The sequence below is a fragment of the Bartonella raoultii genome (assembly GCF_019659805.1).
Taxonomy (GTDB): domain Bacteria; phylum Pseudomonadota; class Alphaproteobacteria; order Rhizobiales; family Rhizobiaceae; genus Bartonella; species Bartonella raoultii.
The window spans coordinates 167,487-187,467 of the sequence record NZ_JAIFRO010000002.1; the positions used below are offsets into that span (position 1 = coordinate 167,487).

General features: G+C 36.6%; 4 protein-coding genes and 1 pseudogene. 4 read left to right on the forward strand and 1 reads right to left on the reverse strand.

What is annotated here, in order from left to right; genetic code table 11:
* Positions 1-114: 114 nt before the first annotated feature.
* Complete coding sequence (locus tag K3248_RS08610) at positions 115-639, forward strand: MFS transporter (protein ID WP_246588216.1); 525 nt, start codon at positions 115-117, stop codon at positions 637-639.
* Between the two features lie 295 nt (positions 640-934).
* Here the strand turns inward: K3248_RS08610 and K3248_RS02125 are convergent, their stop codons facing one another.
* Positions 935-1,204: a hypothetical protein gene (locus K3248_RS02125; protein ID WP_220716712.1), complete on the reverse strand. Its 270-nt coding sequence runs from the start codon at positions 1,202-1,204 to the stop codon at positions 935-937.
* A 1,136-nt stretch (positions 1,205-2,340) separates the two neighbouring features.
* Here K3248_RS02125 and K3248_RS02130 point away from each other — a divergent pair.
* The 3 genes and pseudogenes from K3248_RS02130 to K3248_RS02140 all read left to right on the forward strand — a co-directional run.
* Entirely contained in the window at positions 2,341-8,040 is a 5,700-nt protein-coding gene (locus K3248_RS02130) for a Vomp family autotransporter (RefSeq protein ID WP_220716713.1), read from the forward strand.
* 565 nt (positions 8,041-8,605) lie between these two features.
* Positions 8,606-12,757: a Vomp family autotransporter gene (locus K3248_RS02135; protein WP_220716714.1), complete on the forward strand. Its 4,152-nt coding sequence runs from the start codon at positions 8,606-8,608 to the stop codon at positions 12,755-12,757.
* A gap of 1,244 nt (positions 12,758-14,001) precedes the next feature.
* Positions 14,002-19,863: pseudogene (locus K3248_RS02140) on the forward strand (hypothetical protein); the annotation flags it as partial.
* Positions 19,864-19,981: the final 118 nt, after the last annotated feature.

A 19,981-nucleotide genomic window follows, 5' to 3' on the forward strand; every position in this document is an offset into this window, starting at 1 on the left:
TCTAAAATTCGAGGATGTAAAAGTAAAAGCCAGAAAAATTGGTGGGAAAATTGTACAGTATCCCTCCGCTATTTTAAGCAGAATCCGGTTCTTTTTATATTTTATATGAGCCAAATGATTATTATGATGCTTTTGATGACTATTCCTGTTATTCTCATTCCTTATACACAAGAAGTCTTGAAAGCAGATAGTAGGATTTTTGCAATATTTGAAGCACTTTATTCAGCGGGCGTATTTACCGGTGCGCTTCTTTCGCCATTTTTTTGTAAAGTTTTATCCATAAGGAAAACATTAGCAATTTTATTAGCTATTATGGCTAGTGATCTTGTCATTCTGTCTTTCAATAGACAGATATACATTGGTTTTCCTGTCTATTTTATAATTGGATTTGGACTTTCGAGCAGGGCTCTTTCAATTTCTTTATCACAACTTTTCTGTAAACCTGAATATCAGGGAAGACTGCAAGCAAGTTTTAATAGTATCTCTAGATGTTTTATTCTTGGAGTCTATCTTTTTATGGCAATAGAACCTTACGCTATCTCATCTCAGTTTATATACTTTCTTCAAAGTATCGTTGCAATTATTGGAATGCTTATCGTTTTATTTTATAAAAATGAAAAACAGTCAATTACATTTTAGTATCGTATCTATGCTATTCTATAAATATTTATGATAATTCACACTTCACACTTTCTTTTAACGAATAGATGAATGAATGCTAAAGTTGGAGATTTTAACCAATAAAATAAAGCTTATGGAGATTTAAAATACATGCTATTGTTTGATAATCATCAAAAAGTGTTCATATAAATTTTTCAACAAACGTTATTCTCATGAAAGAATTGAGAAGTTAGAATTTTGAAATTTATTCCATATTTGAACACAACAGAGTATAAAATAATCAGGAAATCTTCTTATTCTATAAAAATATTATTTATTTGTGCTTTTCCCAATCCATAGGGAGGATCGTATCACTTCCATCTTCATTGGAAAGAGAGCTTCTACGTCGCTGCAAAGTTTGTGCAATTTCTTTTTTAAAAATTGCATCTGCTTCACTTAAACGATGAATACTAAGTTCCAACTCAAGAGATAAAGCTAAATCTACGCATAATTTAAGCTCTTCTCCAATATCAAAACCGCGCTGATAGTCATCATAAAGCCCAACAAGGGTATCGGATAACTCTTTATCGCATAAAGAGGTCATATTTACTCCTCCAAGTCGCGGTTTTCCATACAGTTTAGGCATATTTAAGCATTACTTCATTGCCATTATCAAGAATTATTCTGCACATCGATATAATGATTTCATTCATTTTCTGCAAAGTAGCAATTTTTGAAAAAATGTCTATCAGAATTTTTATGATTCTAAGACTTTGAAATTTCTAACCACAAAATATGTCGACAAAGTTACGGTATTTAAGATGCATTGCCAAATGATTTTTTTTTATTGTCGTATAAGATGGAGTATTTTGAAGAGGATAAGATTCCTTCAAGATTTCAATAATAGGGAAGAAGTTGAGGCAACTTTACTTCTTTTTAAAGTGTCCAATCGAAACTGAGAAAGCATATTAAGCGATATCTTTTAATTTATGCTATTTATTTTTGTAACTGCAGCAGCTTTTTCTAGATTTAGATGCAGAAAAAACTAATAAAAAGCATTTTTATTTAAAGAGTATGTTTTAGATGCATAAATTATAAAATAACATACAGCCATTTTGTAACGATTATAGGCTAAAATTTCAAAACTTTTTATGGAAAGTATCTTGCTATACGAAGCAATAGTTTTTGCAAAAATCATATCTTGCATTTAAAGTGGGCTAATTTAGAGAAAAAATATGTAGCTGTCAAGATAATCATTATCTACTGCATTATATTATAAGTTTAAAAACATCATAAGCTTATGCTTATTAAGAAAAGCTCGTATAAAAGATTTCTCCTTCATTTTATTTATAAAGTATTTTTGCAAATTTATAAAAAATTATTTTTTATGCTCTTGCCATTCTGCTTATGCGCTTTATCTGAAAGATAGAATTGCTCTTTAATGAAACTGTTTTGTTAAGAGATAAATCGCAGTAATTTTGAATGGAGACTTATAATATTCTCAAAGTTTTGTGTTTTTATTTATTTTTTAGCTTGAATCCCTCTAGCTAAAAGGGTTGGGGACTTTTCTAGATTCAATGTTGTTACAGAGATTTTAGGATGATGCTGTTAAGAAATATCGGCATCATAGAGGGGTAGTTTTATTTTTATTTATTCGTTTTTGGGTGCGCAAACCAAGCGTTTTGCCATGAGAGTTTTTGCGCGTTGTGATGATGTTGAATTCTGTTGGAGGAGGTTCTTATGAAAAAATTATATTCAACACCAAATGTGATCAAAGCTGTTTCGTTAGGAACTGCAATGGCAGCGCTTTTATCAAGTGTTTCTCCTGTTTTTGCTGCAAATCTTGCTATAAGAGGCTCACTTGTCGAGAGTACGATAGGTGCCGGTGTTTCATATGCAAAAGGTAGTCATGGTAGTATTGTTTTAGCTGGTGATGATGATTTTTGTGGTGTGGATAATGTTGTGAATCGCGGTGGACAACAACAAGCAAACGTTACCAGCCGAATAACTGCAGAGGAACAATATAATAGATTTATGGATGGCTATAATGCCAACAATGGAGGTGATCCTTATGGTACGACTACTCAACAGGTTATATGGATGAGTGATGGGAATTTAACCCAAAATGCTACTTATATGGGGACAGCTACTGGTGGTTTTATGAATGCGATACCTGAAGCTTATGGTGTTTATTCTTTTGCGACCGGTTGTGGCTCTTCTGCAATAGGGAATTATTCAACGGCATTTGGTGCTGGTGCTACTACAAAAGCTGGTGGGGCGCAAGCTTTTGGTGTTTCTGCACTTGCAAGCGGTAAAGCAAGTATTGCTATAGGTGTAGGATCGGAAGCGAAGAAGGAATCTACGGTTGCTATTGGTGGACTTGCAAATGCATTAGGTAAGAATAGTGTCGCTTTGGGTGTAAAAGCAAAGGCAGATAAGAATTATGGGATTGCTATAGGTTCAGAGGCTGAAGCGCAAGGTTCAGGAGCTATTGCAATAGGCAGTAGGGATTCTGATAGAACTCCAACGGTTAATCCTAATAGGAAAGTAATAGCAAAAGGTGAAAATGCGATTGCTATAGGAACGCATACTTTTGCCGAGGCAGAGGATTCTGTTGCTATTGGTGCGAATGCACAAGCACATGTTTATGATGGTGTTGCTATAGGTGGAGGTTCTGTCTCTGATAGAGAAAAAGGTGATGTTGGTTATGATCCCTTTCTGAATGGTCCGTCGACAGAAACTAATATGGCATGGAAAAGTACTGCAGGTGCTTTTAGCGTTGGTGAAGTTGGTGGTCAGAAGAATGGTCGGTTAACACGACAAATCACAGGTGTAGCAGCGGGAAGTCAGGATACTGATGCCGTGAATGTAGCGCAATTGAAAGCTATGAAAGATTTGGTTGCAGGAGAATGGAAAGTTTCCGTGAACGATCAAGATTCTACAACCGTTAAAGGACGTGATATCGTAGATTTTTCAGTAAAAAATGACAAAGATGTAGGACAAGATAATTTAAAAATTGAAAAAAGTACTGAAAGCAATAAGAATAAAATTGCATTTACTTTGAGTGATCAGCTTAAATTGACAAGTGTTACCACAGGCAACAGTATTATGAGTGGTGCTGGTTTTATGTTTGTTGATAATAATGGCCCTAAAATGACTGTTGATGGTATTGATGCTGGCAATAAAAAGATTACAAGAGTAGAGCAAGCAGAAAATGATACTGATGCGGTGAATTTAAAGCAACTGAAAGAAATGACAGAAGGAATTAAAGGGGGAGGCTGGAAACTTTCTGTTGAAGATGAGGATGCAGAAGATGTTGAGGCAGGTAGTACGGTCCATTTTTCTGCTGTTGAGAATAAAGATGGTAATAAAAACATTAAAATTGTAAAAGACAATGAAAATGACGAAAATAACGTCAAATTTGATTTAGCTGATAATATTACAGTAAAGAAACTTACCGCAGGGAGAAGTACTATAAGTGATGATGGTATTATTTTTGACGGGAGTGCTAGAATAACTACAGATGGTATTGATGCCGGTGATAAAATAATCACGGGAGTGAAAGCTGGAGAAAATGAGACTGATGCAGTAAATGTTGCGCAGTTGAATAAAATAAAAGAATTTGCAACAAAAGGTTGGAAGCTTGCTGTTGATGGTAACAATGCTACAGATGTTGGAGCAGGTAATACAGTAAATCTTGTTGCAGGTGTTGATCAGAACAATAATAAAAATATCACAATTGAAAAAGACAATAAGAATAAAGTCACATTTATTTTGAATGATGACCTTAACTTAACAAGTGTTACTACAGGTGATAGCATTATGAGTAGTGGTAGCTTTATGTTTGCTAATGGTGATGGGCCAAGCTTGAATCTAGAAGGTATTGATGCTGGCAATGAAATTATTACAAACGTAAAGGCTGGAGAGGGTGATAATGATGCAGTAAATTATAAACAATTGAAAGATGTAAAACAACTTGCGACAAAAGGTTGGAAGCTTTCTGTTGATGGTAACAATGCTACAGATGTTGGAGCAGGTAGTACAGTAGATCTTATTGCGAGTGAGGTGGATGGTTACAAAAATATCACAATTGAAAAAGACGATAAGAATAAAGTCACATTTGCTTTGAATGATGACCTTAACTTAACAAGTGTTACTACAGGTGATAGCATTATGAGTAGTGGTAGCTTTATGTTTGCTAATGGTGAGGGGCCAAGCTTGAATCTAGAAGGTATTGATGCTGGCAATGAAATTATTACAAACGTAAAGGCTGGAGAGGATGATAATGATGCAGTAAATTATAAACAATTGAAAGATGTAAAACAACTTGCGACAAAAGGTTGGAAGCTTTCTGTTGATGGTAACAATGCTACAGATGTTGGAGCAGGTAGTACAGTAGATCTTATTGCGAGTGAGGTGGATGGTTACAAAAATATCACAATTGAAAAAGACGATAAGAATAAAGTTACATTTGCTTTGAATGATGATCTTAAGTTGACAAGTATCACTACAGGTAAAAGTACTATGAGTAATGATGGCTTTATGTTTATGGATGGGGGACCAAGCATAACCATGAATGGTATTGATGCGGGGAATAAAAAGATTACAGGAGTATTAAAAGGGACTGATGATACTGATGCAGTAAATGTTTCTCAGTTGAATGAAATAAAAGATCAAATAGCTGATGATAGTCTTGTTAAATGGGATGAAGAACAGAGGCTTATCACTATTGGTAAGGAAAAAGGCGGTGAGAAAGTTGATATTACAGGCAGTAATGGAGCGCGAATTATTGCGGGTGTGAAGAAAGGAGAGCTTTCAGAAAGTTCAACTGAGGCAGTAAATGGCAGCCAAATTAATCAGATCTCTGGAGATATCGCAAAGTTTTTTGGTGGTGGAACAAAATTTGAGAATGGTGCTTTTACGAAACCCAGATATAATTTAACTACTATTAATGAAAACGGCAAGGTAACAAGTAAGGAATATAATGATGTTGGTAGAGCTTTATCGGGGCTTGATACTAATATCAGGCACGTCAATCAGCATCTCATTTATGCGATGAAGGACGTTGCATCTTATTTTGGTGGTGGTGCTGGATATGATGATGAAAATGAATGGCATGCCCCTGTCTTTCGGGTTATTCAATTCAAGGATAATGGCGCTTCCTCTAAACAACCTTATTATAATGTTGCTGATGCTTTTGAAGGTGTGAATAATTCTTTCACGAATATTCATAATCAGATTTCTAATATAACAGAAAATAGCCTTGTTAAACAGGATGGTGAAGACGGAATTATTACTGTTGGTAAAGCAACAGGCGGTGATACCATCAATATTGTCAACAGAATCGGTCAAAACAGAACAATTTCTGGAGTAAAAGATGGAAAACTCTCTCAAACATCAACAGATGCTATAAACGGTTCCCAACTGTTCGAGGTTGCTAAAAATACATCGGAATATTTTGGAGGTGGTGCAGATGTGCGAGCTGGTATAAAACCAACTTATCTTATTAATAATAAGCCATATAATGATGTTGGTTCTGCTTTTACCGGTGTGAATATTTCTATTAAAAGTCTTGATGATAAGATTATTGAAATGAAGGAAAATAATCTTGTCCAACAAGATGATACATCAAAGATTATCACCATCGGTGCGAAAACAACAGGTACTGAGATCAATGTTGCAGGATATGGCAAAGTAGCACGTAAGATTTCTGGTGTGCAGGCAGCAGAGAAGGGTGATGAAGCTGTTAACAAAGATCAACTTGATAAAAGTATAAAGGATATTACTAAAGATATTGAGATAGCAAGTGCTGCTGCGGTTCTTTATGACAAAGAAAATGGTGTCGTGAATTATGGTCGTGTTACTTTAGGTGGAGACAAAAATAACGGGCCAGTTGCTCTGCTTAACGTCAAAAATGGCACAATTGCTGAAAATTCGAATGATGCCATCAATGGTAGCCAAATTAATCAAATATCTAAAGATATTGCCAACTATTTTGGTGGTGGTACAGAATTTGTTAACGGCGCCTTTAAGGGACCAAAATATACTTTATCAGTTATTACTGAAGATGGTACAGTAGGAAATGCTAATTATCGTAATGTTGGTTCAGCGTTGACAGGCCTTGATGCAAATGTCAAAAGTGTGAATAGTCGTTTAACGGATGTAGCCAATAACTTTAATCAGAAAATTGAAGGTTTTTCCAAGGACGCTTTATTGTGGAGTGAAGATGACAAAGCCTTTGTTGCGCTTCATGAAAAAGATGGGGAGAAAACAAAAAGTAAGCTTAAGTTCCTTTTGGATGGTGAGATTGCTCAAGGTTCAACAGATGCCATCACGGGTAATCAGCTTTATCTCATAAGCAATAAACTTGCTTCTTATTTTGGTGGTGGTGCTAAATATGAGAATGGCCAATGGACAGATCCTGCTTTCAAGATTTCTGAAACTAATGAAAATGGTGAGACAGTTGAGAAAAGCTATAATAATGTTGCTGATGCTTTTGGTGGCGTTAACAATAACATGTCAAAAATTAATGAGCGTATAGATGATGTCATTAATAAGGTTGATTCAGATGCTTTAAAGTGGAACAATGATAAAAATGCCTATGATGCTAGTCGCGGTGGTAAGCCGAATAAAATTATCAATGTAGCCGATGGTAAAATTGAAAAAGATTCAAAAGAGGCGGTTAATGGTGGACAGCTTTGGAAAACCAATGAGCGTGTTACAAATGTTGAAAATCGTGTTACAGATGTTGAAAAAGATGTTCAGCATATTTCAAAAAAAGTAGATAACATTTCAAATACGATTGAGGATATTGGTGATATAGTTATCAATATTGATAATAAAGTTGATAATATTGATAATAAAGTTAATGATATTGCTGAAGATGCTGTTCGTTATGAAAGAGATGAGAACGGCAACAAAACAAATAAAATTGTTTTGAAAGGTGGCGATGATAGTGAACCTGTTGTGATTGATAATGTAGCTGATGGTAAAATTAAAAATGGCTCCAAAGAGGCTATAAATGGTGGGCAGCTTCATGATTATACCAAAGAGCAGATGAAAATTGTTCTCGATGAATCGAAGCGTTACACGGATCAACGGGTAAATAATATTGTTATTGATGCGATCGATGATGCAGTTGATAAAGCTAAACAATATACAGATATGAAATTTGATGCTTTACGCTACGGTATTGAAGATGCTCGTAAAGAAGCAAAACAGGCAGCAGCTATTGGTTTAGCGGTATCTAACTTGCGCTACAATGATATGCCTGGAAAATTAAGCGTTGCATTTGGTAGTGGCTTATGGCGTAGTCAATCTGCATTTGCCTTTGGTGCTGGTTATACATCAGAAAAAGGAGATATTCGCTCTAATCTGTCTGTGACTACATCTGGTGGCCATTGGGGTATAGGTGCAGGATTCAATATGACATTGAACTGATAATCAACAAAACACATAAGCAAAAATTTTATTCACCCTTGTCTTATGAGACAGGGGTGGATTGTTTTTATACGGTATTTTTTCATAAAGTGTAGGGATCGCTATAGTAGTTTGTTCGAATGCTGTGTTTATAAGCTTTAGTGTAAGCATAGAAAAGAGATATTTCTATATTTGAAATAAGAAAAAATAAAACCTACAATATTGATTATTATTGAATTTTAAGCATCACCACAGCAGTTGAAGACAATGAACAGCCTCATATTTATAAAGAGAAATGACTATCTAATGGGCTTTAAACAAGAACAAAGGTGCAACAAAAAACCTTGCAAAAAATAATTTATGTGCAAAAATTAAGCAAATATTAATGATATAATAAAATAATTCTTATGTTTTTTTTAATAAAAAGCACAACGCATCTCTTTTAACATCTTAACGTATAAGCCCTCTGTTTCAATTACACTCTAAATTTCCAACATACTAAAAAATAAAACTTAAGGGGTTGTTTAGCGTTTAAAAGTGTTTTTTTTGTGTTTATAATTAATTTTTTTTCATTGGGGAATTTGTTATGAAAAAATTATATACAACATTTGCGGGGAGTGATTTAAAATTGTCTCGTTTTCCTTTTATTAAAATCCTGTCATTGACTTCAATAGCTGCACTTTTGTCGAGTGTATCTCCTGTTTTTTCAAAAAGCCTTGATTCAAATTATAAGGGATCTATTGATGTATCACACGACAATTATATAACAGCGCTAAATTCAGTGCAGGTATCAACAGTGGATGGTTTGAATGACCATGGAAAATTTTTAACCAGAACCCTTGTTGATGTGAGCGATGATAATGTTTCTCTTGCTACTGATGCATCTGCACTAGGCGAAAAATCAATCGCCATAGGTTATAGGGCTACAAGTAAGAATGCGAACACTATATCTATAGGTACTGATACATCTACAAGTAGTGATAAGTCTATAGCTTTAGGAATGCTAGCACAAGCAATGGTGGATTCAGGAGTTGCTATAGGGGCATATTCTTTAGCTAATGTTGCTGGTGCTATTGTTGGTTATAGCCCTTTTATAAAAGGTAACTCCAATAATCTAAATTCTGTATGGAAGAGCACATTAGGTGCTGTGAGTGTTGGTGATAATTCTACGAATCAATCACGACAAATTATAGGGTTAGCAGCTGGTACTAAAGATTCTGATGCAGTGAATGTTGCGCAATTAAAGTCGTTACAAGATTATGTCGATAAAGGCTGGAAGCTATATATTAATGGTGACAATGCTGAAGCTGTCGCCATAGATAGCATAGTCGATTTTTCTGCTGGAGGTGCAAATCTTGAAATTACTAAAGAAACAGATAAAAAAAGCAATAAGATAAAATTTGATCTAGCAAAGAATATTACGCTGGAGAGTGTAAAAGCTGGAGAGAATATTTTTAATGCAACGGGTTTGATTATTAATAATGGTCCGCAAGTAACAGCTGATGGTATGAATGCAGGCAGTAAAAAGATAACAAATGTAGCAACGGGTACTGATGAGACAGATGCGGTGAATTTTGCACAACTGCAAAAAGTGGAACAAGAGATTGAAAAACATTTAGCATCCGGTGGTCTTGTTAAACAAGATCCTGAGAGCAAAGATATCACGATAGGTGGGGGCACAGATGGCGGTAAAGTCAATATTGCCAATAAAGATGATGAGGATCGTAGGCTTTCTGGTGTAAAGGCTGGGGAAAAGGCCAATGAAGCTGTTAATAAAGGTCAGTTGGATCAAGGCTTAAAAGAGTTAACAAATAGCCTTCAGTCTGATGGTTCAGCGGTTGTTCATTATGATAAAACAAAAGATGGCAGTGTAGATTATACAAATGTTACGCTAGGTAAGAATAAAGACTCGGATTCTGTCGGCTTACATAATGTCGCTGATGGAAAGGTTAGCAAAGACTCTCATGATGCGATCAATGGTGGTCAGCTAGAAGGTCTTTCTCAAGATATTACTAAGGCATTGGGCGGTGATGCGAAATTTGCAGATGGTAAGTTTAGCGAACCTACCTATACATTGTCTGATATAGATAAAGATGGGAAAGTAGGCACAATGAGTTATCATGATGCGGGTTCAGCGCTTGCCGGTCTTGATAAGAATATTAACAATGTCAATAATAACTTAACGAATAAGTTTGATAAACTGAGCCAAAATGTAGGGCAAGCAACACAACAGCTTAAAGATGATGCATTGTTGTGGAGTTCGAGTGAGAATGCTTTTGTAGCAGATCATGGAGCGGAAGGTAAAAAGTTATCTGGCAAGATTACACATCTTTTAAATGGAGAGATTACGCAAGTTTCTACGGATGCAATTAATGGTAGTCAACTCTATTCATTAAATCAGACATTAGCGAGTTATTTGGGTGGTGGAGCAAAGTTTGAGAATAACACGTGGACAGCACCTCATTTTACGGTTAAGGGCTTTGATTCTGAAGGTAATGCTACAGAAGAAAGCTATGATAACGTTGCCGGTGCTTTTGAAGGTTTCAATAGTTCTCTGACAAATATACACGATGAAATGAGTAATGCGCTTAACACTGTTGAAGGTAATAATCTTGTTAAGCAAGATCCTGAGAGTAAGAATATCACGATAGGTGGAGAAAGAGAGGGTGATGAAGTTAATATTGCCAATAAAGACCATGAAGATCGTAGGCTTTCTGGTATAAAGGCAGGGGAAAAAGCCAATGAAGCCGTTAACAAAGGTCAATTGGATCAAGGTTTAAAAGAGTTAACAAATAGCCTTCAGTCTGATGGTTCAGCGGTTGTTCATTATGATCAATCAGAAGATGGTAGCATAGATTATACGAGTGTTACGCTTGGTAAAGCCAAAGGCTCAGCTTCTGTAGGCTTGCATAATGTAGCTGATGGGCAAATTAGCGCTGGTTCTCATGATGCGATCAATGGTGGTCAGCTAGAAGTTCTTTCTCAAGATATTGCCAAGGCATTGGGTGGAGATGCGAAATTTGCAGATGGTAAGTTTAGCGAACCTACCTATACATTGTCTGATATAGATAAAGATGGGGAAGTAGGCTCAACGAGTTACCATGATGCGGGTTCAGCGCTTGCTGGTCTTGATAAGAATATTAACAATGTCAATAATAACTTAACGAATAAGTTTGATGAACTGAGCCAAAATGTAGGGCAAGCAACGCAACAGCTTAAAGATGATGCATTGTTGTGGAGTTCGAATGAGAAGGCTTTTGTAGCGGATCATGGAGCAGAAGGTGAAAAGACAGCTAGCAAGATCACACATCTTTTAAATGGAGAGATTACGCAAGCTTCTACGGATGCAATTAATGGTAGCCAGCTTTATTCATTGAATCAGACATTAGCGAGTTATTTTGGTGGTAGTGTTAAATATGAGAATGGCGAATGGACAGCGCCAAACTTCACGATTACGAGCTTGAATGATGATGGTACATCTGAAGAAAAGAGTTATGATAGTGTTGCAAAAGCATTTGCAGCTATGAATACCTCTTTTACCAAGCTTCATACAGAGATGTCTGGTGGTGTGGAGCAGAATGCCTTGTTGTGGAACGATAAAGAAGAAGCCTTTTTAGCATTACATGGTCAAGGAGATGAAAAGAGTAATAGCAAGATTAAGTATCTTTTAGATGGAGATATTTCAAAAGGTTCTACAGAAGCAATTACGGGTAACCAGCTTTATGATTTGAAAAACCAGTTTGCATCCTATTTTGGCGGAGGAGCTGGCTATGATGATGAAGGAAATTGGAAAGCTCCAAGTTTTACACTTAAAACTTTTACTGATAACGAGGGGGAAAGTGTAGAGAAAACTTATCATGATGTTGCTGGTGCCTTTGAGGGTGTTAACCAAAGCATGTCCAATATTAATAATCGCATCAAGAAGGTTGAAGATGCTTCTTCGAATGGCTTAAATTGGGACAACAATGAAGGGGCATACAATGCTGCTCGTGGTGATAATAAGTCACCCAGTAAGATTATCAATTTAGAAGATGGCAAAATTGAGGAAGGTTCTCAAGAGGCTGTAAATGGAGGTCAGCTTTGGAAGACTGAGCAAAAGGTAAAGGAAGTAAAAGATCGGGTAGATCATGTTGAAAAACAAGTAAATGATATGGATACTAAGTTAGAAGATCTTAAAAATACAGTCACGGATGGAGTTGTTAGCTATGATAAAGGGGAAGATGGCAAAAAATCCAATAAGATTACCTTAGTTGGAGGTGATGAAAGTGCCCCTGTAGTAATAGATAAGGTTGCAGACGGTAAAATTGAGAAAGATTCTCAAGAAGCTGTAAATGGGGGGCAATTATATAGTTACACAAAAGAACAGATGGATATTGTTCTTGATAATGCCAAAACATATACGGATGAAAAAATTACGAATATTACAAAAAGTGTAGTTGATGAGGCCAATGCGTATACAGATATGAAGTTCTCATCATTAAGTTATGCTGTTGAGAATGTTCGGAAGGAGGCGAGACAAGCAGCAGCCATAGGTTTAGCTGTATCTAACTTGCGTTATAGTGATATACCTGGAAAATTAACAGCTGCATTTGGTGCTGGTTTATGGCGTAGCCAATCTGCCTTTGCTTTTGGTACTGGTTATACCTCAGAGAATGGAAATATTAACTCTAATTTATCCATTACTAGTTCTGGAGGGCATTGGGGTATAGGTGGAGGATTTAGTTTGATACTTAATTGATAAACAAGCATACATATAAAAGTTAATTTGCCCTTGCTTGATTAAAGGCAAGGGCAAATTATTTATAATCCCCTCTTAAAGAGAGAGGATACTATAATTTCCACTATGCTCTAACTTTGACGCTTTTATAGAAATATCTTAGTTATTTTTGTTGAAAAAAGATCACACTAGAATCCAAAATGATATTTTTTCATAAAGATTTATAATAAAACTCACTTTTTTCTTGCTATTTTACCTAATAGAATATAGGCGTATAATTGTATTATTAAGACTCATTTCGATAAAAGAAATAACTCAAAAGGGGGATAAGTTGTGAGTAAAAGAAAAAAACAACCTTATACCGTCACATCACAATTTATAAAGTACATATTAACTAAGAATTGCAAATTTTATAGAAAACTTCTTTAAAACAATTCCAAATTTACTTTTTGTTAAGAAATAACATTACCAATGAAAACAAAGTTACAAAAAGTAAAAGCTTAGTTCTAAAAATTTTACCAAGCAAAACACTTCTAATATTCAATTGTTTAATATGCGAAAACCCTTTTTAAATTTATACAAAAAACTTCTATTCACCTTAGACTCTAAATGTGTTCTTTTTATGTTTAAAAAACATATCTCAAAATTTTCTCATTTAGGTCACATTACAGAAAGCGCACACAAAGCAAAAATAAAAGACTCAAAACGTTCCTATTCTAAGCAGAAATCCTTACTTCAAATCCTATTTGAACAAAGCAAATACTGTTGAAATATGTCTTTTTTATGTTTTGGAGGTGTTTTTTAATTTTTTTTTCATTGGAGAGTTCATTATGAAAAAATTGTATGCCAAACAAAAAACGAGCAATGCAAAGTCTTCTCGTTTTTCCTTTGTACATGTTTTTTTATCGGCTACAATAGTTGCATTTCTATCAAATGTTTCATCTGTTTTTGCTTCGAATTTAGCGATAACAGGAGCAAAATCTTTAAGTGATAATTCTCCTAATTCAGGATACTCTAGAGGGAGTCACGGCAGTATTGTCTTGGCTGGTGATGATGATTATTGTGGTGTTGATAATGTTATTGGTCGTGGAGACCGTATTATAGCTGATGGTAAAGAACGTAGGGGTAAAGAAATAACAGCAGAAGAGCAATATCAGCGATTTATTGAAAATAAAGCATTTGGTAGATTACATCCTTACGGTAGTAACGAGCAAGGACAGGACCGTTGGAGTGGTAATGGTAATACATCATTGAATAATGGTTATATGGGTGGGTCAACTAAAGGTGATACGAGTATATTGCCTTCAGCTTTTGGTATTTATTCTTTTGCAACAGGTTGTGGATCCTCAGCAAGGGGAAATTATTCCGTAGCGTTTGGTGCGAATGCAACTGCGAATGCAGGAGGAGCTCAAGCTTTTGGTGTTTCTGCTCTAGCAGAGGGAAAGGTAAGTGTTGCGATAGGTGTGGGGTCAGAAGCGAAAGGAGATTCTTCGATCGCTTTAGGTGGGCTTGCGCGTACAAGTGATAATAACGCTGTTGCGATAGGTACACAGGCTCAAGCACTTACAGCTGGTGCAGTTGCTTTAGGGTCTGACTCTGTGGCGAATATTGCTGCTGGTGTTGAAGGTTATAGTTCTCTTGGTTTTAAGGGAGGGGAGGAAGATAGCGGTTTTGTATGGAGAAGTACCCGAGCTGCATTTAGTGTTGGTGATGTTAGTAAAAAAATAACAAGACAAATTGTAGGGGTTGCTGCTGGTTCTGAAGCTACCGATGCGGTGAATGTTGCACAATTAAAAGCTTTAGAAACCTATACCAACACAAATGGTTGGACACTTTCTGTTGGTGGTGAAGATGTTGGAAAAGTTCTTATAAATAGTGAAGTAGATTTTTCCGCAGGAAGTAGTAACCTTAACATTACAAAAGGCGATAAAGACAATGAGATCAAATTTGATTTATCCAGAGATATCACACTAGATGGTGTGACAGTTGGGGGGAATGTTTTTAATGGGGCAGGTTTATCGATTAAAGATGGTCCGCAAGTGACTACTTCTGGTATTTCTGCAGGCAATAAGAAGATAACAGGTGTAGCAGCTGGTGATGCAGATAGCGACGCGGTGAATTTTTCACAACTAGAAAAAGTTAAACAAGAGGTTGCTGCTAATAGTTTTGTTCAACAAGATCCAGAAACAAACCGTATCACTATTGGAGCAAACAAAGAAGGTAGTGAGATCAACATTGCTAACAATGAAGAGGGAGCACGTACACTTTCTGGTGTAAAAGATGCCGTAAAGGGAGATGAGGCTGTTAACAAAGGGCAGCTGGATAGGGATATAGCAACTGTTAATAGCACTATTACAGATAAGATAGCGACAGTTAATAACACTATTACAAATAAGTTCGATGCCATTACACAAAAAGCACTTTTGTGGAGTGATGAAGATGATGCTTTTGTAGCGGATCATGGTGGGGATGGTGCAAAGACAAACAGTAAAATTACGCATCTTTTGGATGGTACTATTTCTTCTTATTCAAGCGATGCGATTAATGGTAGTCAACTCTATACATTAAATCAGACCCTTGCGACCTATTTTGGTGGTGGGGCAAAGTTTGAAGATGGTAGCTGGACAGCACCTAACTTTGCAATTCAACAGTTAAATGATGATGGTAGTTCAGAAGAGAAAAACTATAGCAATGTAGCAGAAGCCTTAAAAGATGTTGGTGTTTCTTTTAAGAATGTTGAAAATAATATTACCAAGCAGGTTAATGATGCAATCATTAAAGTAGAAGGTAGTAATCTAGTTCAACAAGATCTAAAGACAAAACGTATAACCATTGGGGCAAGCAAAGAAGGTAGTGAGATTAATATTGCTAACAGTGATGAAGAAGCGCGCACACTTTCTGGTGTAAAGGATGCAACAAATGCAGATGAAGCTGTTAACAAGGGGCAGCTTGATAAAAATATTAGTGATGTTAACAATAATGTTACAAATAAATTCACTTCGCTTACTCAAGATATAACGCATATTAAGCAACATGTTAAAAATGATGCTTTATTATGGAGTGAGGACGATGAAGCTTTTATAGCAGATCATGGTGGGGATGATAACAAGACCAATAGTAAAATTACGCATCTTTTAGATGGTGCTATTTCAAAAGATTCAACCGATGCAATTACTGGTCGTCAGCTCTATACATGGAATAAGACATTTGCAACCTATTTTGGTGGCGGTGCTGGTTATAATAAAAATGGTGAATGGACAGCCCCAAATTTCACAGTTCAGCAGTTGAATGAAGATGGTGAGTCTGAAAAGCAAGAGTATGATAATGTAGCGGATGCTTTGGCCGGTGTTGGTACTTCTTTTAAGAATGTTCAAAATAGTATTACCAAGCAGGTTAATAATGCGATTACCAAAGTAGAAGGTAATAATCTTGTTCAACAGGATGATGCAAGCAATCGTATAACCATTGGAGCAAAGCAAAGCGGTAATGAGATTAATATTGCTAACAGTAATAAAGAAGCGCGCGTACTTTCTGGTGTAAAGGATGCAACAAATGCAGATGAAGCTGTTAACAAGGGGCAGCTTGATAAAAATATTAGTGATGTTAACAATAATGTTACAAATAAATTCACTTCGCTTACTCAAGATATAACGCATATTAAGCAACATGTTAAAAATGATGCTTTATTATGGAGTGAGGACGATGAAGCTTTTATAGCAGATCATGGTGGGGATGATAACAAGACCAATAGTAAAATTACGCATCTTTTAGATGGTGCTATTTCAAAAGATTCAACCGATGCAATTACTGGTCGTCAGCTCTATACATGGAATAAGACATTTGCAACCTATTTTGGTGGCGGTGCTGGTTATAATAAAAATGGTGAATGGACAGCCCCAAATTTCACAGTTCAGCAGTTGAATGAAGATGGTGAGTCTGAAAAGCAAGAGTATGATAATGTAGCGGATGCTTTGGCCGGTGTTGGTACTTCTTTTAAGAATGTTCAAAATAGTATTACCAAGCAGGTTAATAATGCGATTACCAAAGTAGAAGGTAATAATCTTGTTCAACAGGATGATGCAAGCAATCGTATAACCATTGGAGCAAAGCAAAGCGGTAATGAGATCAATATTTCTAATAGTGGTGGAGCATCGCGTGTTCTTTCCGGTGTTGCATCAGGAAGCGTTTCAGCAAATTCCACAGAAGCTGTTACTGGTAGTCAGCTCTACACGGTTGCAGGTACAGTTGCGACCTATTTTGGTGGTGGTGCTCAGTATGAAGACGGTAAGTGGACAGGGCCTCACTTTAAGGTTCAGCAGTTTAGTAAAGATGGAGGCTCAGAAGAGAAAGAGTATGATAATGTAGCAGATGCTTTGGCGGATGTTGGTACTTCATTCACAAATGTCAAAAATGACATTACGCAGCAATTTAATGATGCGGTTTCTCAAGTAAAAAAAGAGAGCTTTGTACAACAAGATGATAGCACAAAGCAGATTACCATTGGAGCAAAGCAAAGCGGTAATGAGATCAATATTTCTAATAGTGGTGGAGCATCGCGTGTTCTTTCCGGTGTTGCATCAGGAAGCGTTTCAGCAAATTCCACAGAAGCTGTTACTGGTAGTCAGCTCTACACGGTTGCAGGTACAGTTGCGACCTATTTTGGTGGTGGCGCTCAGTATGAAGACGGTAAGTGGACAGGGCCTCATTTTAAGGTTCAGCAATTTAGTCAAGGTGGTGGCTCAGAAGAGAAAGAGTATGGCAATGTAGCAGATGCTTTGGCCGGTGTTGGTACTTCTCTCACGAATGTAAAAAATGATATTAGCCAGCAGATTGATAATGCCATTAATAAAGTTGAAGGTGATAACCTTATTAAACAAAATTCTGCGAGCAAAATGATTAAGATTGGAGGAGAAACAGGCGGCAAAGAGATCAATATTGCAAATAGTGGCGATGCTTCTCGTGTTCTTTCCGGTGTTGCATCAGGAAATGTTTCAGAAAATTCAACAGAAGCTGTTACTGGTAGTCAGCTCTATTCATTGAATAAGACCCTTTCGACCTATTTTGGTGGTGATGCTAATTATGAAAATGGTAAGTGGACAGCGCCTAGTTTCAAGATTATGAGTTTTAATGATAATGGTGATTCTGAAGAAAAGAAGTATAATAATGTTGCTGAAGCTTTGGCCGGTGTAGGTAGTTCTCTCACGAATGTAAAAAATGATATTAGCAACAAGATTGATAGTGCTATTAGCAAGGTAGAAGGTGATAATCTTGTACAAGAAGATGATAGTACAAAGCGGATTACCATTGGAGCCAAACAAAGTGGTAGTGAGCTCAATATTGCTAATAGCAAAGAGGGATTACGTACCCTTTCCGGCGTTAAAGAAGCAACAAAGAATGATGAAGCAGTTAACAAGGAGCAGCTTGATAAAAATATTGCGAATGTTAATAATAATATTACAAATAAGTTTAATGAACTTACGCAAAACATAGAAGAAACAGCACAACAAGTTCAAGGTGACGCTTTGTTGTGGAGTAAGGATGATAGAGCGTTTGTAGCCGATCATAGTGTTGATGGTCATAAGAGCAACAGTAAGCTTACGCATCTTTTGGATGGAGATATTTCGGCAACTTCAACGGATGCTGTGACAGGTAAACAACTCTATAGTACGCACAATACGCTTGCGCGCTATTTTGGAGGTGGTGCAGAGTATAAAGATGGTCACTGGACAGATCCAAGCTTTATTGTTCAACAATTTGGTGAAGACGGTAAGTCTGAAGAGAAGAAGTATGAGACTGTAGCCGATGCATTTAAAGGTGTTGGTACATCCCTTACCAATGTAAAAAATGACATTACGAACAAGATTAATAATGAGATTGCACAAGTTGAAAATGAAAGTCTTGTTAAGCAAGATGTAGATACACATGTTATTAGTATTGGTGGTAAAAAGACTGGTACGGAAATTACAATCACCAATACTGATGGTGCGTTACGGACTCTTTCTGGTGTTCGTGCAGGCAGTATTTCTAAGCATTCAACAGAAGCAGTTAATGGTGATCAGCTCTATTCATTGAATCAGACCCTAGCAAGGTACTTTGGTGGTGGTGCAGGTTATGACAATGAAGAATGGACATCCCCTAGTTTCAAGATTATGAGCTTTAATGATAACGGTGGCTCTGAAGAGAAGAAGTATAATACTGTAGCGGATGCTTTTGCAGGTGTTGGTAATTCCCTTACGAATGTCAAGAATGATATTAGCAAGCAGATTGATAATGCAATTACCAAAGTAGAAGGTGACAACCTTGTCCAACAGGATAATGCTACAAAACGTATAACCATTGGAGCACGTCAAGGTGGCGATGAAATCAATATTGCTAATAATGATCGTCAGGATAGGGTTCTTTCTGGTGTTAAGGAAGCAACGAAGGCTAATGAAGCAGTCAATAAGGGACAGCTTGATAGTAATATTGAGAGCGTGAATAATACCCTCACAAATAAATTCAACGAACTTACGCAAAACATCAATAATGTTACGCAACAAGTTCAGGGCGATTCCTTATTATGGAGTGAGAGTGAAAATGCATTTGTAGCTGATCATGGCAAGAATGATAGAAAGAGCAATAGCAAGCTTACGCATCTTTTAGATGGAGATATTTCGACAACTTCAACAGATGCTGTTACAGGTAAACAGCTCTATAGTGCACAGGATACGCTTGCGCGTTATTTTGGTGGTGGTGCTGGTTATGATGAAAAAGGTAAGTGGACATCTCCTAGCTTTATGGTTCAGCAGTTTGATCAAGATGGTAAGTCTGAAGAGAAGAAGTATGATACTGTAGCGGATGCATTTAAAGGTGTTGGTACGTCTCTCACGAATGTAAAAAATGACATTAGCAAGCAGATTAACAATGAAATTGCCAAAGTTGAAACAGAAAGTCTTGTTAAGCAAGATGCAACGACACACCTTATCAAGGTTGGATCAGAAAAAGGCGGTAAAGAGATCAATATTGCCAATAGTGGTGATGCAGCACGTATTCTCTCAGGTGTTCAGGCGGGCAGTGTTTCAAAACGATCTACAGAAGCGATAAATGGAGAACAGCTCTATTCATTGAATCAGACCCTGGCAAACTATTTTGGTGGTGGTGCGCGTTATGACAATGAAGAATGGACAGCGCCAAACTTTACAGTTACTACAGTTTCTTCTGATGGTAATGCTGTTAAGGAGCAAAGCTATAACAATGTAGCAGACG